Here is a 21,805-nt window from a genome sequence, read left to right on the forward strand (position 1 = left end):
CCGCTGCCTACGAAGTGCAGGCGTTCCGCAAAGGCGGTAAAAAAGAAGCGCAGCCACCAAGACCCGGACGATTGGGCGTTGGTGGCTGCGCTTTTCCGTTTGTGCGGGGTGCGAGGAAGGTCCTTCGGCTACGCCTCAGGATGACGTTCTGTTTGTTGCCGTTCTAATCAGAGCCTCGCTCCTACCACCACCGTCTTCTTGTACTCCTTTTTGCTCCCGCCGCCGGGCTTGTACAGCTCGATGAGCATCACGTAGTAGCCAATCGGCGCTTTGCGGCTGCTGTCGGTGAGGCCATCCCACTGGAAAAAGCCCGTGGTGGGCAGCGTCTCGTTGCGCACCAGGCGGCGGGTGAGGCGGCCCTGGGCGTCGTACACCGTCACGCTGGCGGCGTAGCCGGCCGCGTCGAGGTTGTAGCGCAGCGTCGTGTAGTCCTGCTGCCCGTCGTCGTCGGGAGTGAATACTTCGGGCTCCACCGCAAACTGCTGGCTGTTGGCCGACTCGGCCAGGAACTGCGAGTTGCGCCGCCCCGGCGTGGCGTAGCCCACGCTGCCGGCCGCCGAGTGGAAGTTAGCGCCGCGGCTGGGCCCGTCGGGGCGCAGGCGCTCCAGAGAGACGCCGTCCCGGGTGTCGAGCAGGGCCAGGTGCATGTCCTCCGAGTAGTCGAACCGGTCGATGCGCAGGCCCTGGGCGTTGCTGATGACCACGCTGCCCGCGTCGTCGGGGAAGGTGGGCAGGGTTAGGGCGGGCAGGAAGGCGGCCGGGTCATTGCTGCTCGGATACTGGGCCTGCACCACGTCGGGGCGGGAAGTCAGCACGGCCAGCTGCCCGGGGGCCAGCACGTAGGCGTCGGTAATGATAACCCGGGAGTCGAGGGTGCTGTCGGGCCGCACGCGGGTGATGGTCCAGCCCTGCAGGTCGATGTACTTGTCGGAGCGGTTGAGCAGCTCCACGAAGTCGACGGCCTCGGTGCGGGGGTTGAACAGGATTTCGTTGATAACCACGTCGCCGCGGGCGGCTACTGAGGGCAGGGCCAGCGTGCCCGAGGTGGCCGGGCCGGCGGCGTTGCCCACGCAGTCGGTGGCGCGCTGCACCGTCACGGTGTAGGGCTGATTCACCGTCAGCGGGGCGGCCAGCGTCAGCTCCACCGAGCGGAAGTCGAAGGGCACGGGCGAGGCGCGCTGCACGGCCGGGCCGCCGCTGCCCAGGCTGTACAGGGCGGGGTTGGCGGCCTGGGCGCTGTCGAGCTTTTCGGCGAACTGCAGACGGACAAGCGTGGGCGTGGCGGCCACGGCCCGCAGCAGCGCCGGCGCGGTGCGGTCGGGGTTCGAGGCCCGCACCGAGTTCTGCCGGCCGGGCGTGCCGCCGCTGGCATCGGTGCTGGCCAGCCAGTTGTCCATGCCGCCGCAGGGGTTGCCGGTATCCACCATTTCCAGCGTCCAGCCCCCGTCCTTTTTGCTGTTGTCGCGGTACCAGGTATCGGCGTAGTTCACTTCGAAAATCAGGCGCCCGTCGCGGCCACGCAGCAGCAGCTGGTCCCCGGCGTTGGTCAGGGAGGGGAAGTTGGTCAGGCCGAACACCTTGCCGAAGGCGGCAAACTGCGCCGTGCGGGTGCTGGCGCACACCACCGCGTACTCACCTGGAAGCAGCGTGGCCCCGGCCGCAAACACCGCCGCGGAGCTGGCCCCGGCCTTGGTCAGCCGCACTCCGGCCAGGTCCAGCGGGTTGGTGGCCGAGGGGTTATAGATTTCGATAAACTCCGAGGCCGGCAGCCCCACCTGCGGGGTTTCGTCGGCCAGGATTTCGGTGATGAGCAGCTGGTTCGGGCCGGGCTGAATGGGCGTGCCGCTGTAGCTGAACGTGGCCGTGAGCGGGCCGCTGGCCACGTTGCCGAAGAGGTCCACCACGTTGCGGGCTTCCAGGGTGCTCTGGCCCAGCGGGAAGGTGCCGGCGAAAGTCAGGTGCACCAGCCCGGGGTCGTTGGCGTCGCGCACGGCGCTGGTGGCCGTGGCCCCGCTGGCCAGCCGGAAGGCCGAGGCGGGCGTATTGGCCGCCACGGGCTCGTTGAAGAGCACGTCGAGCTGGGTGCCGCTCTGCGGAGTGGCACTGCTCAGCAGCGGGGCGTTGGTATCCGAAACGCGGAAGTCATCGAAGTAGAAGCTGCGGTTATTGGCCGAAGAATACGTCAGCAGCACGCCCACATACTGGCTGCGCTGGTAAGTGTTGTCGGTGGCAGTGCCCTCGCTCACGTAGGTGGTGCCGCCGGTCAGGTCGCGCTCCAGGTTCCACGCGCCGGCGGTGCTGCGCGTCACCCGCACCCGCACCAGGTTGTTGGTGCTGGAGGACAGCGTGAGGTCGGCGCCGTTGATGACGTAGGTGCCCGAGCCGGTGGCGTCCTTGCGGAACAGGGCCACCTCGTCGGGGGTGCCGCCCAGGCGCACGAAGTAGCCGCGGTTGCCGCTGGCCTTCAGGTCGGCCTGCTCCGAAATCAGCCACACGTCGGCCAGGTTGCCGCCCGAGGTAGCCAGGCGCAGGTTGGCCCAGAACTCCCACACGGTGCCCGTCACGGCCTGCACCGGCGTCACCAGCTGCAGCTGGGTGCCCGTCACGGCCGGGCCGTTGCTTTGCAGCTGCTGGGCCGTCACCTGGAAGGAGGTGGCGTCGCCGGTCCAGGCGGGGTTGGCGGTAAAGTCGCCGTCGGAGAAGTTGTCGGTGAGCTGGGCGGCGGCCGGCAGGGCCGCGAGCAGCGTCAGACCCAGCGCGCAGAGTACGCGTGTGAGCATAGGCAAGGCAGAGTAGTCCCGGAGAAGCGGTTTTGGGGCAGCTGATTCCGCCGGAATCCAATTGAATCCCGGTCGGAGCCTGTTGAACCGATACGCAAGCTAAGCCATTGCCTGCAATTCCGCGCGTTTTTCCCGATTTTTGCGGGCCGCTCCGTCCGGATGCGGTATAGCCCTGATACAGAAGATGAAAGTAGCCGTCGTTGGCGCCACCGGCCTGGTGGGTGGCGAAATGCTGAAAGTGCTCGAGGAGCGCGACTTCCCCGTAACCGAATTGCTGCCCGTGGCCTCCGAAAAATCGGTGGGCCAGCTGATTACTTTCAAGGGCAAACAGTACCCCGTGGTGAGCATGGATGCGGCCATCGAAGCCCGCCCGGCCGTGGCCATTTTCTCGGCCGGCGGCTCGGTGTCGAAGGAGCAGGCCCCGCGCTTCGCCGAAGCGGGCACGGTGGTTATCGACAACTCCTCGGCCTGGCGCATGGACCCGGCCAAGAAGCTGGTGGTACCCGAAGTCAACGCCGCCGCCCTCACGCCCGAGGATAAAATCATTGCCAACCCCAACTGCTCCACCATTCAGATGGTGGTGGCCCTGAGCCGCCTGCACGAAGCCTACAAGGTGGAGCGCGTGGTGGTCAGCACCTACCAGAGCGTGACGGGCACCGGCAAAAAGGCCGTCGACCAGCTTATGCAGGAGCGCGCCGGCCAGGAGCCCACCAATCCCGCCTACCCCCACCGCATCGACCTGAACGTGCTGCCCCACATCGACGTGTTCGAGGACAACGGCTACACCAAGGAGGAGATGAAGATGGTGAAGGAGACGAAGAAGATTATGGGCGACGAGAGCATCCGCGTGACGGCCACCACGGTGCGCATCCCGGTAATGGGCGGCCACTCCGAGTCGGTAAACGTGGAATTCGCCCGGGACTTCGACCTGGCGGAAGTGCGCCGCCTGCTGAGCGAGACGCCCGGCGTGGAGGTGGTCGACGACCCGGCCAACAACCGCTACCCCATGCCCAAGGACGCCCACGGCAAGGACGCCGTGCTGGTGGGCCGCCTGCGCCGCGACGAGTCGCAGCCCAACACCCTGAACATGTGGGTAGTAGCCGACAACCTGCGCAAGGGCGCCGCCACCAACGCCGTGCAGATTGCCGAGTACCTGCTCGGGCAGGGCTGGATTAAGTAAGCTGAGGCTAGAAGCTAGAGCTAGTTCCCCTCCTCAGCTGAGGAGGGGCTAGGGGCGGTTGGCCCTGCTTTAGAACATCATCTAGCGCTAGTATTTCTAACTCTAGTTTTTCAACCACCCCTAGCCCCTCCTCATCTGAGGAGGGGAACTAGCCCTAGCTTTGGCTTACTCCATTTAATCTTTCATTCCTACGCCGCTATTTCGATGCGTTTACCCCTGCTTCTCGGCGGCGCGCTGCTGCTCAGCCTGCCCCTGGCCGCCCAGACGACGCCCGCGCCGGCCCGGGCCGAGCCGATTTATACCTACGTGGAGCAGATGCCGGTGCCGGCGGGCGGGCTGGCCATTGCCCTGCAGCACATTCAGAACCACCTGCGTTACTCGGCCGAGGCCCAGCGGCTGGGCGTGCAGGGCAAGGTGTTCGTGAAGTTCGTGGTGGATGCGGCCGGCAAGGTGCAGCAGCCCACCGTGCTCAAAGGCCTGGGCGCGGGCTGCGACGAAGAAGCCCTGCGCCTCATCCGGGAGCTGGCCGACTGGACGCCCGGCAAGCAAAACGGGCAGACGGTGAGCGTGTACTACACCCTGCCGGTGGCCTTCACCCTGCCCGATAACGCGGCGCCCGTAGCGGCCGGCGCCCCGTCCACGGCCGACCGGGTGTATACCTACGCGGAGCAGATGCCCCAGCCGCCCGGCGGCATCCAGGGGCTGATTCAGTACCTGGGCCAGACGATTCGGTATCCGGACGAGGCGGTGCAGCAGCGCCTAGAGGGCAAGGTGTTCGTGAACTTCGTGGTGGACAGCCAGGGCCGCATTCAGGACGCCAAGGTGACCAAAGGTGTGCACCCGCTGCTCGATGCCGAGGCCCTGCGCGTAATCAGCCAGCTGCCGGCCTGGACGCCCGGGCGGCAGGAGGGCCAGCCGGTGAACGTGTCGTACACGCTGCCGCTGACCTTTGAGCTGCCGGCCGCACCCAAGTACCCCCACGACGTGCCGGCGGAATACCCGGGCGGCATGGATGCCATGCGGCGCGACTTGCGCACGGCCCTGCGCAAAGCCCACATCAAAGCCGAAGGCCGGGTGTTCGTGCAGTTCGTGGTCGACGCGACCGGGCAGGTGCAGGAGCCGAAGCTGCTCAAGAGCCTGGGCCCTGACCTGGACGCCGGCATCCTGCGGGCGGTGCAGACGCTGCGCACGTGGAAGCCCGCCCAGTACCAGGGCCGCCCGGTGCCCGTGGCGTTTACCATCCCCGTGGACTTCGGCCCCGCCGGCCAGTAGCGGGTAGTGGTATTGAGCCCAGGCAAACCAGCCGCGTAGCGGCGCCACGTCAATAGAAATTGGCAGGCAAGAACGTTTCGAGCTCCGCAGGAGCGGCACCTTGCCCGCGCGGTCAGGGTGCCGCTCCTGCGGAGCTCGGGTTCATTTCCTGCAGACGGATGCTATTGACGTGGCGCCGCTACGCGGCTGGGATACGGCAGCAGGCTGGCTGTCCAACCAACTTTAGGGGCTATAGCACGTCCCGCGGCTCGGGCGGCTTACTCTTCCGAGTTGAACACGCGGCCGGCGAAGTCGAGCACGGCGCGGCGCGTCACGGCGGGCTGCTCGAAGAAGCCCACGTGGCCCACGCCGTCGAGGATGAGCACGTGGCTTTCAGCGGGCAGGCTGATCTGCGGCAGCAGGCTGTCGACGGTGACGGCCACGTCGTCCTTGCCGATGATGAACTGCACGGGGTAGTCGGCCTTGCGCAGCACGGCGGTGCGGTCGGGGCGCTGCTTCATGGCCTTGAGGGCGCCGATGATGCTGGCCTCGGGCGTGGCCTTGCCGATTTCTTCGAGGAAGCAGCGCTCATCGACCAGCTTTTCGCGGTTGTCGGGAGCAAACAAGGGGCGCACGAAGGAGTCCATGAACTTCTCCACGCCGTGGCGCTGAATGAAGTCGATGTTTTTGTCGCGGTTGGCTTTGCGCTCCTCGGTGTCGGGCAGGGCGGTGCTGTGGAACAGGCTCAGGCCGGCCACCATGCTGGGGTAGCGCTCGGCAAAGGCCAGGGCCACGTAGCCGCCCATGCTGTGGCACACGAACACGGCCCGCTCGACGCCGCGCTGGCGCAGGTACTCGGCCAGGTAGCGGGCCTGGGCTTCCATCGAGTAGTCGCGGATGTCGTGCACGTTGGTGCCGAAGCCGAGCAGGTTGGGCGTGACGAGGCGGTAGTCATCGGGGAAGTCGCGGGTGAAGGCGGTCCAGACTTCGCGGCTTTCGGCAAAACCGTGCAGCAGCACGATGGTCGGTTGGGCGGTGCTCATGGCAGCGGGGCGTGAAGGGTGCGGGGAAGGCAAAGCTACGGGAGTTGGCCGGGTCTGCGGCGGGGTTGGGGGCTGGCCTCGCACGATGGCGGTGCGCGGGGGCTAGACCTAGGGCCATGAATCCGGCTGCGGGGCGGTATCGGGCGGAAGGCGCGGGTGGGTGCTCGGCACAGCCGAGCTACGTAGGGCTCACTCGGCAATAGCCGAGCGAGTGCGGCGATTGGTGGGTGAGCTGGCGTAGATGCGGGGAAGCCTTGCGGTTGTAGTGAGTGAGCTGGCGTAGATGGTCGGAACGGCAGCGAAGATGGTTGGTAGCGCAGCGCAGGTTCCGGGAAGCTGGCGAAGAGAGTCGGTAACCTGGCGAAGATGCCGGGAAGCTGGCGAAGACGGTCGGTAGCTTGGTGAAGGCTCCGGGAAGCCAGCGAAGATTGTTGGAAGGCTATCGGAAGCGCCGGAAACCGTGTCGGAAGGCCAGAGAAATGTTGCGTAAGGACCGAGTAGCGTGTCGGAAGCGCCGGAAACCGTGTTGGAAGGGTTGAGTGACGTGTCGGAAGCACTGAGTAGAATTTCGTAAGGGCAGAGTAGCTTGTCGAAAGGGCCGGGTAGCGTGTCGTAAATTATTAGCGAGGCGGCATGCCAGGCGGTAGCGGCCAGACGTTTCGGGCGGGAAGTGTAGCTTCGCTCGGGCTACTTGCGTATGCAGGCCGCTTATCTGCTCTCTATGAATCGACTTTTTCCCCGGCTGGGCTGCGGCCTGCTGCTCGTGACTGGTGCTTCTCCCCTGCTGGCCCAGACGGTAACCGATACCACGCGCGTACCCGCGGCGACGCCCGCGCCCGTAGCGGCCCCGGCGCCGGTGGTGGCCACGCCCCCGGTGGTGCAGCCCGCGGCGCCCGCCCCCGCCCGCATCGACGTGACGGACCCGAAAGCGCCGCTGCAGGCCCCGGTGTACGTGCCGCTCGATCCGGACGTGTACCGGCTGATTGACCGCTACGCTATCAAGTACGGGCCGGACTCCCTGGGCGACATTCACACCTCGACGCGGCCGTACAACCGGGCGGCGGTGGCGCGGCTGGCGGCGCGGATTTATGGCTCTACCACTCAATTAACGGGCCTCTCCAACGCAGGAGCGCAGTCTGGTACGGCCGTCAGAACAGAGTCGCCCTTAGGCAAGGCTGACCAGTTCAACATCAACTATTTATTGCAAGACAACTGGTCGAGCCTATCGGGAGGGCTGCCTTTCGATAACATCAGCAAAAGGCCCATTCTCAAATACTTTTACCGCACGCCCAGCGACTTCTACAGCGTCAACACCAAGGACTTCACGCTGCGGGTGAACCCGGTGCTGAACCTGCAGGCGGGCGGCGGCTCCGATGGCTTTCTGTTCCTGAACACCCGCGGGGCGCAGATTGAAGGCACCGTCGACCGGCGGCTGGGCTTCTTTGCCTACGTGACGGACACGCAAATGCGCCCGCCGGGCTACGTGACCCAGCGCGTGGGCCGCGACAACGCCGTGCCGCACGAGGGCTACTGGAAATTCTTCAAGAACCAGCAGAACCAGTTCGACTTCCTCACGGCCCGGGGCTACGTGACCTACGCGGCCACCCGGCACATCAACGTGCAGCTGGGCCACGACCGGAACGTCATCGGCAACGGCTACCGCTCCCTGATCTTGTCGGACTTCGCGGCGCCGTACTTCTTTCTGAAGCTGAACACGCGCGTCTGGAAGCTGAACTACCAGAACATCTTCGCCGAAATGACGGCCGAGCGCCTGAACGTGGACACGCTGTTTCAGAAGAAGTACCTGGCCCTGCACCACCTGAGCTACGACATCACGCCGGGGCTGAACGTGGGCGTGTTCGAGTCGACCATGTTCGGGCGCGGCAAGGAGGGCTTCGAGCTGCAGTACCTGAACCCGCTCATCTTCTACCGCGCCGTGGAGCAGGCCATCGGCTCGAACGACAACGCCCTGCTCGGCGCCGATTTCCGCTGGAACATCAAGCGCCGCTTCCAGCTCTACGGGCAGGTGGTGCTCGACGAGCTGAAGGTGAGCGAGGTGCGCGCCGGCAACGGCTGGTGGGCCAACAAGCAGGCCTTTCAGCTGGGCGGCAAGTACATCGACGTATTCGGCCTCCCGAACCTGGATTTGCAGCTGGAATACAACTACATCCGGCCCTACACCTACCAGCACGAGGACCTGTACCGGGCCTACGAGCATTACGGGCAGCCGTTGGCCCACCCCAACGGGGCCAACCTGCGGGAGCTGTTCGGGCAGCTCAGCTACCAGCCCCTGCCCCGCCTGACGCTGGTGGGCAAGGGCTTCTACACGGTGTACGGGCAGGACGTGGCTCCGGCGGCCGGGGGGCCGCTGCTCAACTACGGCGGCAACGTGCTGCGCTCCTACGAAACCCGCGTGCAGGAATACGGCAACCGCGTGGGCCAGGGCCTGCGCACCGAGCAGCTCTTCGGCGACTTCACCGCCACCTGGATGGCCCGGCACAACCTCTGGCTCGACGCCAAGCTGATTGTGCGCAGCGAGTTGGCCGCGGCCGTGCGCACCACCAACGTGTACCCCTCGGTGGGCCTGCGCTGGAACGCCGCCCAGCGCCTGCACGAATTCTAAATCACGGATTCTTGCGGATTTTTTCGGATTGCACGGATTTTAGCTTCGCTGACCTTCGGTTGTGGACGATTGAACAGGTGGTGCCACGACTTGGAGTCGTGGCACCACTACTTTTAAGCCGCCTTATCTACCACATCCAGCCATGAATGCGCCCACCGACACCATCACTTTGTACCGGCCCGTGAATCAGGCGGAGCTGGATTTGATTGCGCAGAGCGGGTGGCGGGCGTTTCCGCCGCGGCTGCCGGAGCAGCCGATTTTCTACCCCGTCACCAATGAGGCCTACGCCGCCCAGATAGCCCGCGACTGGAACGTGCCCTACTACGGCGTGGGCTACGTGCTGCGCTTCGCCGTGGTGGCCGACTACGCCGCCCGCTTCCCGGTGCAGAACGTGGGCGGCCCCGAGCACGACGAGCTGTGGGTGCCCGCCGAGGAGCTGGCCGAGTTCAACCAACACATCGTTGGGCTGATTGAAGTAACGCAGACCTTCCGGCGGGAGGAGTAAGCAAGCGGCAACACCGGCAGTCATTGCGAGGAGGAACGACGAAACAAGCCTTCCTCTAGCAGCACTGCCGGCTCAATTCCTACTCACTGAAACCGGCTCCATCCGAAACCTTGCGTCTGCTGGTTTTGGGCGGGGCCGGTTTCGGTGAGTAGGCTTTTCGGTTTCTGCCAGTTGTAACGTTTCTGCTGCTAGAGGAAGGATTGCTTCGCTTTGCTCGCAATGACAGCTACCCGACCCGCTTAAGGTATTCGGCTGGCTCGGGCGTCAGCAGGCGTAGCCCCGCCGGGGCGTACCTTTGCCTCTTCGATGAAGACTTACCTCCGCATTCTGCAGTTTGCCCGGCCCTACGCCGATTTTCTGCCGCTGTACCTGATTTACACGGTGCTGGGCATCTTTTTCGGCATTGCCAACTTCGGCATGCTGATTCCGCTGCTCAACATCCTGTTCGACACCACCGGCAAGATGCTGGCCGAAGCGCCCCGCGCGCTGCCCGAGTTCAGCCTCTCGCTGTCGTTTATCACCAACACGTTCAACTACTACTTCCGCAACGTCATCGAGACGCAGGGGCGGCTGAGCGCCCTGGCCTGGGTGTGCACGCTGCTGATCGGGTCGGTGTTTTTCAGCAACCTGTTTCGCTACCTGAGCCTGCGCCTGCTGGCCAAGGTGCGCGCCCGGGTGATTCGCAACCTGCGGGCGGCCCTGTACCAGCGCGTGATGCAGCTGGAGCTGAGCTACTTCACCGCCGCGCAGAAGGGCGACTTGATGTCGCGCTTCACCAACGACGTGCAGGAAGTGGAAACGTCGGTGGTCAACTCCCTGACGGCCGTGGTGCGCGAGCCGCTGAGCATCATCAGCTTCTTTGCGGTGCTGTTTTTCATGTCGGTGAAGCTCACGCTGTTTACTCTGCTGCTGCTGCCCATTTCGGGCGGACTGATTGCGGGTATTTCCAAGCGCCTGCGCAACCAGGCCCGCCAGAGCCAGAGCACCCTGGGCACCATGCTGTCGGTCATTGACGAGACGCTGGGCGGGGTGCGCGTCATCAAGGCCTTCAACGCCGAGGCCCACATTACCGACAAGTTTTACCAGCAGAACGAGGCCTACGCCCGCACCCAGCGCGGCATCGACAACACCCGCGACCTGGCCTCGCCCTTCTCCGAGTTTGCGGGCGTATCGGTGGTGGCGGCCCTGCTCTACTTCGGCGGCTCGCTGGTGCTCGGCGGGCAGTCGGACCTGACGGCGGCCAACTTCATTACCTACATCGTGCTGTTTTCGCAGGTGCTGGTGCCGGCCAAGGCCTTGTCGTCGGCGTTCAGCAACATTCAGCGCGGGCTGGTGGCCGGCGAGCGGGCCCTGGCGGTTATCGACACCGAGCCGCGCATTCAGGACAAGCCCGGCGCCCTGACGCTGCCCGGGTTTCAGCAGGCCATTGAGTTCGAGAACGTGGGCTTCAGCTACGGCGGCGACGATGCCCGCCCGGTGCTCGACGGCATCAACCTCACCGTGCCCAAGGGCAAAACGGTGGCGCTGGTGGGCCCCTCGGGCGGCGGCAAGAGCACCCTGGCCGACCTGGTGCCGCGCTTCTACGACGTGACCGAGGGCCGCATCCGCATCGACGGCCACGACCTGCGCGACTGTACCATCCATTCTCTGCGCGAGCAGATGGGCATCGTCACGCAGGAAAGCATCCTGTTCAACGACACGATTTTCAATAACATCCGCTTCAACAAGCAGGACGCCACCGAGCAGGAGGTTATCGAAGCGGCCCAAATTGCCAACGCCCACGACTTCATCATGGCCTCGCCCGAGGGCTACCAGACGATGATTGGCGACCGGGGCGCGCGGCTGTCGGGCGGGCAGCGGCAGCGCCTGAGCATTGCCCGCGCCATCCTGCGCAACCCGCCCATCCTCATCCTCGACGAGGCCACCTCGGCCCTCGACACCGAGAGCGAAAAGCTGGTGCAGGAAGCCCTGACGCGCCTGATGGCCAACCGCACTTCCCTGGTTATTGCCCACCGCCTGAGCACCGTGCAGCACGCCGACGAAATCGTGGTTTTGCAGCACGGGCGCATCGTGGAGCGCGGCACCCACGAGGAGCTGCTGCTGCGCCCCGACGGCCTGTACGCCCGCCTGAGCCGTATGCAGAACAACCCGGCCCTGGCGTAAGCTGGCGCCGGTTTAGCCGTCGAAGACGGCGTAACCGGTGCCCAACATAAGGCAGGCTTTCAGCCTGCGTCCGGCGCCCGAACGACTGTTCCGGCCGGCTTTATCAACGTTCGACGCAGGTTGAAAACCTGCTTTATGGTAGGCACCGGTTACACTCGCGTTGCTCGCCAAACCGGCGCCAGCCGCCGTCCAGCCGTTCGGGCTTCAACATCCGTAAACGGGCATATATCGCCGCCGACGGTTAGGTTTGCGGCGTTCCACGCCAAACTCCCTCCTGCCCATGCTCGCCCTTCGTCGAATTGTCACCGTCGCCGTGATGGTGTATCTGCTGCTGGCTTTGCTCTTTGCCGTCACCGGCGGCGCCCGCGACGCCATGATGACCCTGACCGGCAACAACAACCCGGCTGAATTCTGGTACGTGATGACCCTGATCGGGGCCGCGCTGCTGCTGCTGATGCTGCTCACCGAAAACGCCTACAACGTGGCCCTGCGCCGCGACGTGACCCGCCACGAGCTGAAAGTAAACGAACTGAAGGCCAAGCTCTACGACCACCAGCTGGAGCGCCCCGAGCCCGGCGCCCGCCCCGGTGGCACCACCGTGCCCCGCCCCGAGCCGGCGCCGCACAGCATCCCGCGCGGCAGCATGGCCCCGCCCATGTCGACGGCCGTGCCCCCACCCTCGGCGGCCGACCTGCCGCCCAGCGCCGAGCCGCCCACCACGCTGCCGCCCACCGGCCCCGCTGACCGCCGCTGATGTACCTTTGCCGCGTGGCAGACAACACCCTTTCCGACCTCATCCGGGCCGAGCTGACCGAAGCCCGCACCGTGCTGGAGCGGTTTCTTTCCGAGCCCCGGCACATCCAATCCATCGAGCAGGCCGCCCGCCTGGTAGCCGATAGCCTCAAGCAGGGCGGCAAAGTGCTGACCTGCGGCAACGGCGGCTCCCTCTGCGACGCCCAGCACTTTGCCGAGGAGCTGAGTGGCCGCTACCGCAACGACCGGCCCGCTCTGGCCGCCATTGCCCTCACCGAAGCCTCGCACATGACCTGCGTGGCCAACGACTACGGCTTCGAGTTCGTGTTCAGCCGCTTCGTGCAGGCCCTGGGCCGCCCCGGCGACGTGCTGCTGGCCATCAGCACCAGCGGCAACTCGCCCAACATCCTGCGCGCCGCCGAAGCCGCCAAGGCTGCCGGTATGCCGGTCATTGCCCTCACCGGCAAGGACGGCGGCCAGCTGGCCCCCCTGGCCGACGTGGAAATCCGGGCCCCGCACCACGGCTACGCCGACCGCATCCAGGAAATCCACATTAAGGCCATCCACATCATGATTATGCTCATCGAGCAGCTGGTGGCGGAATAGGGACAGCAAGAACGTCATCCTGAGCAGAGCGAAGGACCTTCCTCGCCTCTCTCACCACCGCTGATGCCAACGTACAGACGCTCATCAGCTAAAATGGTAACACTACTAAAAGCGCAGCTGCTGACGTCCTGACGTTGGTAGCTGCGCTCTTTCGTTCTGGCCGACCAGCGTCAGTACTCCGTAGGCAGCGGCGGCGCGGGGGGCGAGGAAGGTCCTTCGGCTACGCCTCAGGATGACGGGCTGAATTGGCCCTAAAGCTCCTATCTTCGCCGTCCCTTACTCTTGCACATTACCTCTATGGTTACCAAGACCTACGGCTCGGCCGTGCAGGGCGTTAATGCCTATACCATTACAATTGAAGTCGTTGTATCCCAGGGCATGAACTTCTACGTGGTCGGCCTGCCCGACAATGCCATCAAGGAAAGCCAGCAGCGCATTGAGGCGGCCATGCGGGGCCGCGGCTACAACATGCCGCGCACCAAGGTGGTGGTGAATATGGCCCCGGCCGACATCCGCAAGGAGGGCTCGGCCTACGATTTGCCCATTGCGCTGGGCATCCTGCACGCCTCGCAGCAAATCAGCACCGAGCGGCTGGGCGAGTACATCATCATGGGCGAGCTGGCGCTGGACGGGGAGCTGCGGCCCATCAAGGGCGTGCTGCCCATTGCCATTCAGGCCCGCAAGGAAGGCTTCAAGGGCTTTATCCTGCCCCGGCAGAACGCCCAGGAGGCGGCCATCGTCAACAACCTCGACGTCATTCCGGTGGGCACCATGCAGGAGGCCATCGACTTCGTGGAGGGCCGCACCGAGATTCAGCCGCTGCAGGTGGACACCCGCGACCTGTTTCAGCACACGGCCAACCAGTACGCCGCCGACTTTGCCGACGTGCAGGGCCAGGAAAACATCAAGCGGGCCTTGGAAATAGCCGCGGCCGGCGGCCACAACGTTATCATGATCGGGCCGCCCGGCGCGGGCAAAACCATGCTGGCCAAGCGCCTACCCAGCATTCTGCCCCCGCTGAGCATGCTGGAGGCCCTGGAAACCACCAAGATTCACTCGGTGGCCGGCAAGCTGGGCTCGAACGCCTCCTTGCTGAACACCCGCCCCTTCCGCGCCCCGCACCACACTATTTCGGACGTCGCCCTGGTGGGCGGCGGTGGCAATCCGCAGCCCGGCGAAATCTCGCTGGCCCACAACGGGGTGCTGTTTCTCGACGAGCTGCCGGAGTTTAAGCGCACCGTGCTGGAGGTGATGCGCCAGCCGCTGGAGGAGCGCCGCGTGACGATTTCGCGGGCCAAAGTCAGCATCGATTTCCCGGCCAACTTCATGCTCATTGCCAGCATGAACCCTTGTCCGTGTGGCTATTACAACCACCCCGACAAGGAGTGCGTGTGCGGCCCCGGCGTGGTGCAGAAGTACCTGAACAAAGTCTCGGGCCCGCTGCTGGACCGCATTGACCTGCACGTGGAAGTCACGCCGGTGTCGTTTGACCAGATGGCCGAGACGCGCCGGGCCGAAACCAGCGGCAGCATTCAGGAGCGGGTGGAGCGGGCCCGGCAGGTGCAGACCGCGCGGTTCCGGGACTTCCCCGACATCCACTCCAACGCCATGATGCCCTCGCAGATGGTAAAGGACATCTGCCAGATCAACCCAGCCGGGCGCACCCTGCTCAAGACGGCCATGGAGCGGCTGGGCCTCTCGGCCCGCGCTTACGACCGGATTCTGAAAGTAGCCCGTACCATTGCCGACTTGGCCGGCAGCGAGGAAATCCGCATCGAGCACCTGGCCGAAGCTATTCAGTACCGCTCCCTCGACCGCGAAGGCTGGGCGGGGTAGCCGTTTTCCTGCCGCCCGCCAATTTCTACTGTTCAGAGTACGCTCGATGCGTTTTACTTGCTTTTGCCTGCTCGGCGGGTTGCTGTTCGGCGTCCGCACGCCCGGCAAAGCCCAGAGTCAGCCCGCCCCCGACACCCCACCATCGGCCGAAGTGGAGCGCGTCGTTACGGCCGTTGCAGTCAACTACCTGGGGCTGAGCGCCAGCCAGGAGCGGCGCCTGGGCAGCAGCGTTACGGCCACGTACGGCGTGGGGGCGCATTATTCCTTCTACTCCACCGCCTTCCCAATTGGCGGCACGCGGTTTATCAACGTGGTGGACCCGTTTTTCGGCCGCGACTACCGCACCAGCGCGCTAACGCCCTACCTGCTCGGAGAGCTGCGGCTGTACCACACCCTGTTTCGGCGCACTCAAGCCGGGCGCAACACGCGCCGCAACGCAGCCAACTACTTCGCGCTGTTCGGCGAGGTGCCGCTGAGCAAGAACCGGCTCATCGACGTGCCCAACCTGGCGCTAGCCACGCCGGTGGGGCTGAAATACGGGCTGCGGCGCAACCTGGGCGGGCACCTGTACGCGGAAGGCAGCGCCGGGCTGGCCCTCAAAATCAGCCGGACCCAGCGCACCCTGCTACCCCGCCTCGATGCCGCCCTGGCCTGGTGCTGGTAGCTTCTGCCCTTCGGTATCCCTTCGTCCTTAGTTTCCGGTTCGTTATGCTTCCCCTCTTTCTTCGCTCTATTCGCGTCAATGCGGTGGCCGTGCTGCTGCTGGCCAGCACCGGGGCCGTCGGCCAAACAACAACGCCTCCACCCTTGCCCCCGCTGTCGGCGGCGCGCTACTCGGTGGAAGACACGATTCGGGCCATCCGCCACCTGTTTGGGCAGCGCAGCAAGGGTGCCCGCGGCTACACCGCCGCCGGCAGCGCAACGCTGACCGAAGCCGCCCTGACCACCGCCCTGCGCCCGGCCGGCACCGCGCCGGGCCAGCGCATCGACGACAACCAGGACTACTTGGCCGGCGGGCTGATGCTGGGCTACGGGCTGGCGCGTGGCCGCCGGTTCGGGCCGCAGCAGCGCGAGCAGCTGATTGCGGCCTACACCCAGGGCGAGCCGCTGCCGCCCTACGTGCGTCGCCGCCTCAAGCCCCGGCACTTTCTGTACCGCCCGCTGTAGTCCGGCCCCAGCTACGCCAGGGCGCGTAGCTGGTAGCCCGATGGATTGCCGCGCGGCCGGCCTTAGTTCAGCTTGATGCCTTCCTGGGCGAAGCGGCGGCTGATACCGGCCAGGATTTCGCTCTTGAGCACCTGCTCCTGCCGGATGTTGTTGATCCAGAACAGCACCTTCAGCTCGTAGACCTGCCCCGTCACGCCGCTGAGCAGGATTTCGGGCGCCACTTTGTGCAGGGTATTGGGGTTGGAGAGAATTTCGTCGGTGATGAGCTGCTTGGCGCGGTCCAGGTCGGCGCCGGGGGCCAGCTTTAGCCCCAGCTCCGTGCGGATGTGGTTGTTGCTCAGCGTCCAGTTGATGACGTGGCCCGAGAGCAGGTCGCCGTTGGGCACGATGATTTCGGAGCCCGACTGCGAAATCAGCTTGCTGGCGCGAATACCGATGTCCTTCACACGGCCGGTCTTGCCGGTCACCTCGATGTAGTCGCCCACCTGGAAGGGCCGCTCGAAGATGAGGATGATGCCGGAAACGAGGTTGTTGATGATATTCTGCAGGCCCAGGCCCACGCCCACGCCCAGGGCGCCGACGACGATGGTAATCTTGTCGAGCGGCAGGCCCGAGGCCATGACGGCCAGCAGGAAGCCCACGGCCAGCAGCACCAGCCGGATGGCCACCAGCCAGGAGCCGCGCCTATCTTCCGGGCCGGTGCTAAACTCGTCGTCCGTCTCGCCGAAAAAGTAGCCCACGTAGCGCTGCAGCTGCAGCGAGAGGTAGATAATGAGGAAGAACAGCGCCACGTTGCCCCAGCTGAAGGTGATGCTGCCCAAGTGGTGCGGGGCCGTCAGCAGCTCCTCGAAAAAGCGGAAGATGGGCCGGAAGATGCCCAGGTTGGTGAGGAAGTTCATCAGCCACAGTGCGCACACCAGCACCGACAGCACCAGGCGCAGGCCCTGCTCGATTTTGGGAAAGTTGAAGCGCACGGCCATGCCCCCGGCCAGACGGCTGCGCTGCATCTGCAGGTGAAAGGCTTCGGTGAGCAGGCGCACGAAGGCCGAAAGGGAAATGATTTGCGTCAGGCCGATGATGGCGCTGCTGCTCAGCACCTTGGCCAGGCTCAGCCGGCCGGTGAGGTTGCAGAGCGCGGCCAGTAGGTTCAGCAGCACGAACAAGCCGATGACCGGCGGCACGAAGGCAGCCAGCCGCGGCCCGCGCCGCAGCTCCCGCCAGAAGCCCAGTCCCACGGCCACGGCCGCCAGGTTCAGCCCCAGCATGGCCCAGCGGGTGCCCACGCCCGGCTCGGTGTTGGCGTACACGAAGGTCAGGCCCACGAACAGCCCCACGATGCCCAGCCAGTACCAGAACTGCCGCCGCGGCCAGCTGCGCCCGAACAGCACGCTCAACGACACCACCAGCAGCAGCTCCAGCAAATCGGTGTAGGCGGCGGGCGGGTTCAGGTCGAAGAACGGGGCCACGCTGAACACCACCACCAGCGTGGCGGCCACCGGCACCGACCGCAGGTAGCGGAACGATAGGGGCACGGGCGTTTCGGCGCGCTGCACGGCTTGGAAGTTGCGCCGCACCCAGGTGAAGAAGGCCGCGCCCAGCAGCAGCATCCACACCCCGTAGTGCCAGTTTTGCCCGAAGTAGTAGCGCATCAGCCGGCGCTGGCTGGCGTAGGACTCGCGCACCAGCTGCCCGGCCGCGGCCTGCTGCTCGTCGGCCACCGCCGCGGCCCGCCACAGCGGCTCGATGGCCGGGGCGAAGCTGCGGCGGTTGAAGCGCCGGGCCTGTTCGCGCACCTCGTCCTGCAGCTCCAGGGCCTGAATGTAGGCGTCGGATACGCGCGTCTGCAGCTGCGTGACGCGGCCCTGGTTGCGGGCCAGCAGCTCGGAGGCGCGCTGCTCTTTGCGCTGCAGGCGGGCCGTGCTGCGCCCCAGCGCCGTCGTCGTGTCCGATTGCGGCAGCAGGGCGTGCTGGCGCAGGGAATCCAGCTGCGCCTGCATGCGGCCCAGGCGCTGCCCCTGGCTGGCCAGCTCGGTGCGCCAGGCGCCCAGCTCGGCCTGCATGTCGGTGAGCAGCACCTGGAACATGCGCACCTGCTTGAGGTTGATGACGCGGCTGTACTGGGTGAGGTTCTGGCGGATGGTCTTGAGGTTGGCCTCCACTTCGGGCAGCTCCTCGGTCAGGTCCTCGGTATCGGCCCCGCGCCGGGCCCCGCCGCTGATGCGGCCGAGCACGATGTAGGCCTGCTCCACGCGCTGGGCCGCGTCCTGCTCCTCGGCCTTGGTGGCCGGCGCCGGAGCTTGCTGCGCCGCCGCCCGGGCGGAGTCCGACGGTGGATTCTGGGCCTTTACGCCGGTAGTCAGGCAGCTCAGCAGCACCAGAAGCAGCCAGCGCAGGCGGGTGGTCGGGACGTGGGCCGCGGGGCGCGGCCGGGAGCGGCGGGTAGTCTGGGGGGAGGTCTGGTGCATCAGCGGGCCGGCCGCGCCCGGCTGCCCGCTGGGCAGCCGGGCGCGGCGCATTCGTCATCGGTATGGGGGCGGCAACAGCCCGGCAATATCGGACGACGGCCGCGGGCCGGCAAGTGGCCGCCCGGCCGCCCGCTTCGCCCGGGGCGCCGCCGAGGGCGGCCGGCGTCGGTGCTGAGCCGGCCCGGCGGCCTACTGGAAGAAGCCCAGGCTGAGGCGCCACCACGCGGCGGCGCGGCCCACCACGTGCCGTTCTACGGTGGCGTACAGGTCGCCGAGGGTACGCCAGCCGCCGATTTCCGCGTCGGGCAAATCGACGCCGAAGTGTTGCTCCAGGCGAATGACCAGCTCCACCACATCGAGCGAATCCAGGCCCAAATCGTCCTGCAGCTGCAAATCGGGGGAGGCATCGGTGGCCAGCTGGGGCAGCAAATCCTGGAGCTGCTGCTGCACGGTGTGTTGCAGGGTCACGTTCATGGCGCGAAGTAGTTGGGGCCGGCAAACGGGCGGCAATGGCCGCCACCCCGGCGCGGTGGAGGATGAAGTACCCGCTAATCGGCCGGGCACTATCGAAAGTAGACTGGCCCCTGACGGGCCGAAAAAACTTTCTACCAACGCCCCGAAAAACCGGCTGAAGCCCGCCGTTCCGGCCGGCGTCGGCACCCGGGCTGACGCCCAACGCGGCCGAATACTTTACGCCCCGCGGATTTTTATGCAGGAGCCGGCGCGGCTCAGTGCATGTTGCGCTGCTCGATGAGCTGGTGAAACGACTCGGCGTAGGCGTCGCCGATGGGAATGACCACCTCGCCCATGTAGATGCGGTTTTTGCGGATGGAGTCAATCCAGCTCAGGGCCACGATGTAGGAGCGGTGCACGCGCACGAACTCCGTAGCCGGCAGCCGCTCCTCGAAGGCGCGCAGGGAGTTCAGGGTGAGCATAGGCTTGGCCGCGCCCAGGTGAATCTTCACGTAGTCCTTGAGCCCTTCGAGGTAGCGGATGTCGCGCAGGGTCACGCGCTGGGTGTGGTAGTCGGCCTTCACGAAGATGTACTCCTCGGCCGGCGCGGCGGGCGGAGCCACTGGCGCGGCTGCCGGAGCCGGCGGCGCGGCCGGCTGCAGGCGCTCCTGCACCTTGGTGGCGGCTTTCAGAAACCGGTCGAACGGGATGGGCTTGATGAGGTAGTCCACCGCATCGAGGTCGAAGCCTTCGACGGCGTACTGCTTGTAGGCGGTGGTGAAAACCACGGCCGCGTTGGGCCGGATGGTGCGCACGAAGTCCACGCCGGTCAGGTCGGGCATCTGCACGTCGAGGAACAATACGTCCACCGATTCGCGCTGCAGCACCTGCATGGCCTCGATGGCGCTGCGGCAGGTGCCCACCAGCTCCAGAAACGGGATTCGCTCGACGTAGCCGGCCAGCAGGCGCAGGGCCAGGGGTTCGTCGTCAACTAACAGGCAGCGTAGCATGCGGAAGGGCCAGGGTTAGGGTTACGATATATTCATCGGCGGTCGGCTCGATGTGGAGCAGGTGCCGGTCGGGGTAGAGCAGGCGCAGGCGCTGGGTCACGTTCTGCACCCCGATGCCCGAGTCGCGGGCGGCGGTGAGGGACGGCAGCTGCGGGAAGCGGCGGTTCTGCACCCGAAACAGCAGCTCGTCGCCGAGCACGCGCAGGCTGATGTGAATGAAGGAGGTGTGCTGGTAGCTCACGCCGTGCTTGAAGGCGTTTTCCACGAAGGGAATCAGCAGCATGGGCTCGATGAGCTTGCCGGCGAGGTTGCCCTCCTGGCTGAACTCGATGGCCACGTCGTCGGCCAGGCGCAGGCGCTGCAAGTCCACGTAGTTGCGCAGGTACTCCACTTCCTGCTCCAGAGGCACGCGCGGGTCGTTGGCCTCGTAGAGCATGTAGCGCATCAGCTGCGAGAGTTTGAGAATGGCCTCGGGCGTGTCGTCGGAGCGCAGCTGGGCCAGGGAGTAGATGTTGTTGAGGGTGTTGAACAGAAAATGCGGGCTCACCTGCGACTTCAGAAACGACAGCTCGGCGGTGAGCTTGTCGTGGTGCATCTGCCGGCGCACCCGCTCGTTCTCAAACCACTCGCTGGTGATGCGCAGCCCGCTGCTGACCATCCACACCAGCACCGTAATCAGGATGATGACGGCCTGAAACTGCTGCCGGCCGGCCAGCGTGCCGCCCGGCCGCGGCGGGGGCGGCGTGCCCAGGCCCAGCCAGTGCAGGCTCATGGGCAGGTGCAGCAGCAGCATCAGGGCCAGCACGGCTAGCCCGTACAGCGCCACCCGGCGCCGGGCCAGCAGCCGCGGAATCAGCACCCAGTAGTTCAGGTAGAAGAGCACGGCCATGCGCAGCACCGGCGTGAAGGCGCGCCAGAAGCTGAAGTGCGGGGGCTGCTGCTGCAGAATTGCCCAGGGCAGAAACGGCAGCGACACCCAGAACACCAGGTGGACGAGAATGTGCAGCAGGCGCTGCCGGGTGAAGAATCTGGCCATAGCAAGCAAAACCGGCGGCCCCACAGCGCCGCCGGTTCGGGTAATATCGGGCAATACGCGGCTTCGCGTCCGCGGGGACAAAAAACGGTTCGACGAGCGAAGCGGCGCTTCCCCATCAGTCGGGCCGGCCTGGCGCACTCGCTTTCCCCTTACCATGCGCCCGGCCAGCCCGCTGGTGAAGATTATTCGGCCTGCTCGGGCGCTTTGGCGGGCCGTTCGCCCTTCGGGGGCTTGCCGCCCTTACCGCCTTTCCCGTCGCGGGGGCCGGGCTTCTGCGCCAGGTACTGGTTGTACTGCGCGGCCGACAGCACGGCTTTCAGCTTGGCGTCGGTTTCGCTGTCGAGGCGACGCATCTGGCTCATGCCCTTCTCGCGGTCCGCGTCGCCGCCCTGGCTGTTGCGCAGGGCTTCCATCTGCTGGTGCTGGTTTTTGAGAATGGTCGTCACCTCGTTTTTCTGCTTGCCACTCAGCTTGAGCGACTTGGCCAGCTCCTCGGCGCGCGTCTCGGGGTTGGCGCCGGGGCCGCGGCCGGGTGGCGGGCCCTGGGGCCGGGTCGGCGGCTCCTGCTGGGGCTGTTCCAGGGTGGCGCCCACGGCCGTAGCCAGTAGGCCGCTAATCAGAACGGCGCTCAGGGCGCCGCGTAACCACGCGTTTTGCATGCTCAGAAAGGGTTGAGAGTGGGGCCGACGCGGCAGCTGAACCGCGTTGACGAAGGCAAAGGTGAAGCCGGCGCCCGCCGCCCAAAATTCCTTTCGCCTACCCCACGCGTTTTCTCGACCAACGCCCCGATTCCCTCTATTCCGCCCCGCCCAGCGGCCCGCAGCCCCGAGCGGGGGCCGGCGGGCGCCGCCGGTGCAGCTCCACCCGCCTGACCCTGCTTACCGCCCAAAATTCCGGTGAAAATCAGCCAATACGGGGCGGGCCGTACCCCTTC

General features: G+C 65.9%; 17 protein-coding genes. 10 read left to right on the forward strand and 7 right to left on the reverse strand.

Features of this window, described 5'->3' with window-relative positions; all coding sequences use genetic code 11:
• Positions 1-167: 167 nt before the first annotated feature.
• A complete protein-coding gene (locus EJV47_RS01090) occupies positions 168-2,780 on the reverse strand; it encodes a lamin tail domain-containing protein (protein WP_126691293.1) in 2,613 nt (870 codons plus the stop codon).
• Between the two features lie 184 nt (positions 2,781-2,964).
• Between EJV47_RS01090 and EJV47_RS01095 the strand changes: the two genes are divergently transcribed.
• Positions 2,965-3,960 (forward strand): aspartate-semialdehyde dehydrogenase, encoded by a 996-nt coding sequence (locus tag EJV47_RS01095; RefSeq protein ID WP_126691294.1) that lies wholly within the window; start codon positions 2,965-2,967, stop codon positions 3,958-3,960.
• Positions 3,961-4,164: 204 nt separating this feature from the next.
• Complete coding sequence (locus EJV47_RS01100) at positions 4,165-5,232, forward strand: energy transducer TonB (protein WP_126691295.1); 1,068 nt, start codon at positions 4,165-4,167, stop codon at positions 5,230-5,232.
• A gap of 257 nt (positions 5,233-5,489) precedes the next feature.
• On the opposite strand, the gene EJV47_RS01105 is transcribed toward EJV47_RS01100, so the two are convergent.
• Positions 5,490-6,254 (reverse strand): alpha/beta fold hydrolase, encoded by a 765-nt coding sequence (locus EJV47_RS01105; RefSeq protein ID WP_126691296.1) that lies wholly within the window; start codon positions 6,252-6,254, stop codon positions 5,490-5,492.
• A 721-nt stretch (positions 6,255-6,975) separates the two neighbouring features.
• On the opposite strand from EJV47_RS01105, the gene EJV47_RS28335 reads away from it, so the two are divergent.
• The 8 genes from EJV47_RS28335 to EJV47_RS01150 all read left to right on the forward strand — a co-directional run bounded on the left by EJV47_RS28335 (position 6,976) and on the right by EJV47_RS01150 (position 15,907).
• Positions 6,976-8,877 (forward strand): hypothetical protein, encoded by a 1,902-nt coding sequence (locus EJV47_RS28335; protein WP_207895807.1) that lies wholly within the window; start codon positions 6,976-6,978, stop codon positions 8,875-8,877.
• Between the two features lie 142 nt (positions 8,878-9,019).
• Positions 9,020-9,382: an ADP-ribosylation/crystallin J1 gene (locus EJV47_RS01120; protein ID WP_126691299.1), complete on the forward strand. Its 363-nt coding sequence runs from the start codon at positions 9,020-9,022 to the stop codon at positions 9,380-9,382.
• 306 nt (positions 9,383-9,688) lie between these two features.
• Positions 9,689-11,545: an ABC transporter ATP-binding protein gene (locus EJV47_RS01125; protein WP_126691300.1), complete on the forward strand. Its 1,857-nt coding sequence runs from the start codon at positions 9,689-9,691 to the stop codon at positions 11,543-11,545.
• Between the two features lie 280 nt (positions 11,546-11,825).
• A complete protein-coding gene (locus EJV47_RS01130; RefSeq protein WP_126691301.1) occupies positions 11,826-12,299 on the forward strand; it encodes a hypothetical protein in 474 nt (157 codons plus the stop codon).
• A gap of 14 nt (positions 12,300-12,313) precedes the next feature.
• Entirely contained in the window at positions 12,314-12,904 is a 591-nt protein-coding gene (lpcA, locus tag EJV47_RS01135; protein WP_243650965.1) for a D-sedoheptulose 7-phosphate isomerase, read from the forward strand.
• A gap of 297 nt (positions 12,905-13,201) precedes the next feature.
• Positions 13,202-14,740 (forward strand): YifB family Mg chelatase-like AAA ATPase, encoded by a 1,539-nt coding sequence (locus tag EJV47_RS01140; protein ID WP_126691303.1) that lies wholly within the window; start codon positions 13,202-13,204, stop codon positions 14,738-14,740.
• A 46-nt stretch (positions 14,741-14,786) separates the two neighbouring features.
• Positions 14,787-15,404, forward strand: coding sequence for a hypothetical protein (locus tag EJV47_RS01145; RefSeq protein WP_126691304.1), 618 nt, complete (start codon positions 14,787-14,789; stop codon positions 15,402-15,404).
• Between the two features lie 44 nt (positions 15,405-15,448).
• Positions 15,449-15,907 carry a hypothetical protein gene (locus EJV47_RS01150; protein ID WP_126691305.1) on the forward strand — a complete coding sequence of 153 codons (459 nt, stop codon included), beginning with the start codon at positions 15,449-15,451 and terminating at the stop codon, positions 15,905-15,907.
• A 62-nt stretch (positions 15,908-15,969) separates the two neighbouring features.
• On the opposite strand, the gene EJV47_RS01155 is transcribed toward EJV47_RS01150, so the two are convergent.
• The 5 genes from EJV47_RS01155 to EJV47_RS01175 all read right to left on the reverse strand — a co-directional run bounded on the left by EJV47_RS01155 (position 15,970) and on the right by EJV47_RS01175 (position 21,530).
• The gene (locus EJV47_RS01155; RefSeq protein WP_126691306.1) at positions 15,970-18,423 is read right to left on the reverse strand and encodes a mechanosensitive ion channel domain-containing protein; all 2,454 of its coding nucleotides are present in this window, start codon (positions 18,421-18,423) and stop codon (positions 15,970-15,972) included.
• A gap of 138 nt (positions 18,424-18,561) precedes the next feature.
• On the reverse strand, positions 18,562-18,846 hold the full coding sequence (locus EJV47_RS01160; protein WP_126691307.1) for an acyl carrier protein: 285 nt from the start codon (positions 18,844-18,846) through the stop codon (positions 18,562-18,564).
• Between the two features lie 254 nt (positions 18,847-19,100).
• Entirely contained in the window at positions 19,101-19,835 is a 735-nt protein-coding gene (locus EJV47_RS01165) for a LytR/AlgR family response regulator transcription factor (RefSeq protein WP_126691308.1), read from the reverse strand.
• A complete protein-coding gene (locus tag EJV47_RS01170; RefSeq protein ID WP_165903566.1) occupies positions 19,813-20,871 on the reverse strand; it encodes a sensor histidine kinase in 1,059 nt (352 codons plus the stop codon). The genes EJV47_RS01165 and EJV47_RS01170 overlap by 23 nt, the downstream gene beginning before the upstream one ends.
• 182 nt (positions 20,872-21,053) lie before the next feature.
• Complete coding sequence (locus EJV47_RS01175; protein ID WP_126691310.1) at positions 21,054-21,530, reverse strand: hypothetical protein; 477 nt, start codon at positions 21,528-21,530, stop codon at positions 21,054-21,056.
• Between the last annotated feature and the right edge of the window lie 275 nt (positions 21,531-21,805).

The sequence above is a fragment of the Hymenobacter gummosus genome, from assembly GCF_003970915.1.
GTDB lineage: Bacteria > Bacteroidota > Bacteroidia > Cytophagales > Hymenobacteraceae > Solirubrum > Solirubrum gummosum.

What these genes read in the sequence shown, in the direction of transcription:
- EJV47_RS01105 (WP_126691296.1), bottom strand. Translation starts at nt 6,254, where the DNA reads ATGAGCACCGCCCAACCGACCATCGTGCTGCTGCACGGTTTTGCCGAA.
- EJV47_RS01160 (WP_126691307.1), bottom strand. Translation starts at nt 18,846, where the DNA reads ATGAACGTGACCCTGCAACACACCGTGCAGCAGCAGCTCCAGGATTTG.
- EJV47_RS01155 (WP_126691306.1), bottom strand. Translation starts at nt 18,423, where the DNA reads ATGCGCCGCGCCCGGCTGCCCAGCGGGCAGCCGGGCGCGGCCGGCCCG.
- EJV47_RS01130 (WP_126691301.1), top strand. Translation starts at nt 11,826, where the DNA reads ATGCTCGCCCTTCGTCGAATTGTCACCGTCGCCGTGATGGTGTATCTG.
- EJV47_RS01100 (WP_126691295.1), top strand. Translation starts at nt 4,165, where the DNA reads ATGCGTTTACCCCTGCTTCTCGGCGGCGCGCTGCTGCTCAGCCTGCCC.
- EJV47_RS01125 (WP_126691300.1), top strand. Translation starts at nt 9,689, where the DNA reads ATGAAGACTTACCTCCGCATTCTGCAGTTTGCCCGGCCCTACGCCGAT.
- EJV47_RS01090 (WP_126691293.1), bottom strand. Translation starts at nt 2,780, where the DNA reads ATGCTCACACGCGTACTCTGCGCGCTGGGTCTGACGCTGCTCGCGGCC.
- EJV47_RS01150 (WP_126691305.1), top strand. Translation starts at nt 15,449, where the DNA reads ATGCTTCCCCTCTTTCTTCGCTCTATTCGCGTCAATGCGGTGGCCGTG.
- EJV47_RS01165 (WP_126691308.1), bottom strand. Translation starts at nt 19,835, where the DNA reads ATGCTACGCTGCCTGTTAGTTGACGACGAACCCCTGGCCCTGCGCCTG.
- EJV47_RS01170 (WP_165903566.1), bottom strand. Translation starts at nt 20,871, where the DNA reads ATGGCCAGATTCTTCACCCGGCAGCGCCTGCTGCACATTCTCGTCCAC.
- EJV47_RS01140 (WP_126691303.1), top strand. Translation starts at nt 13,202, where the DNA reads ATGGTTACCAAGACCTACGGCTCGGCCGTGCAGGGCGTTAATGCCTAT.
- EJV47_RS01120 (WP_126691299.1), top strand. Translation starts at nt 9,020, where the DNA reads ATGAATGCGCCCACCGACACCATCACTTTGTACCGGCCCGTGAATCAG.
- EJV47_RS28335 (WP_207895807.1), top strand. Translation starts at nt 6,976, where the DNA reads ATGAATCGACTTTTTCCCCGGCTGGGCTGCGGCCTGCTGCTCGTGACT.
- EJV47_RS01145 (WP_126691304.1), top strand. Translation starts at nt 14,787, where the DNA reads ATGCGTTTTACTTGCTTTTGCCTGCTCGGCGGGTTGCTGTTCGGCGTC.
- EJV47_RS01095 (WP_126691294.1), top strand. Translation starts at nt 2,965, where the DNA reads ATGAAAGTAGCCGTCGTTGGCGCCACCGGCCTGGTGGGTGGCGAAATG.
- EJV47_RS01175 (WP_126691310.1), bottom strand. Translation starts at nt 21,530, where the DNA reads ATGCAAAACGCGTGGTTACGCGGCGCCCTGAGCGCCGTTCTGATTAGC.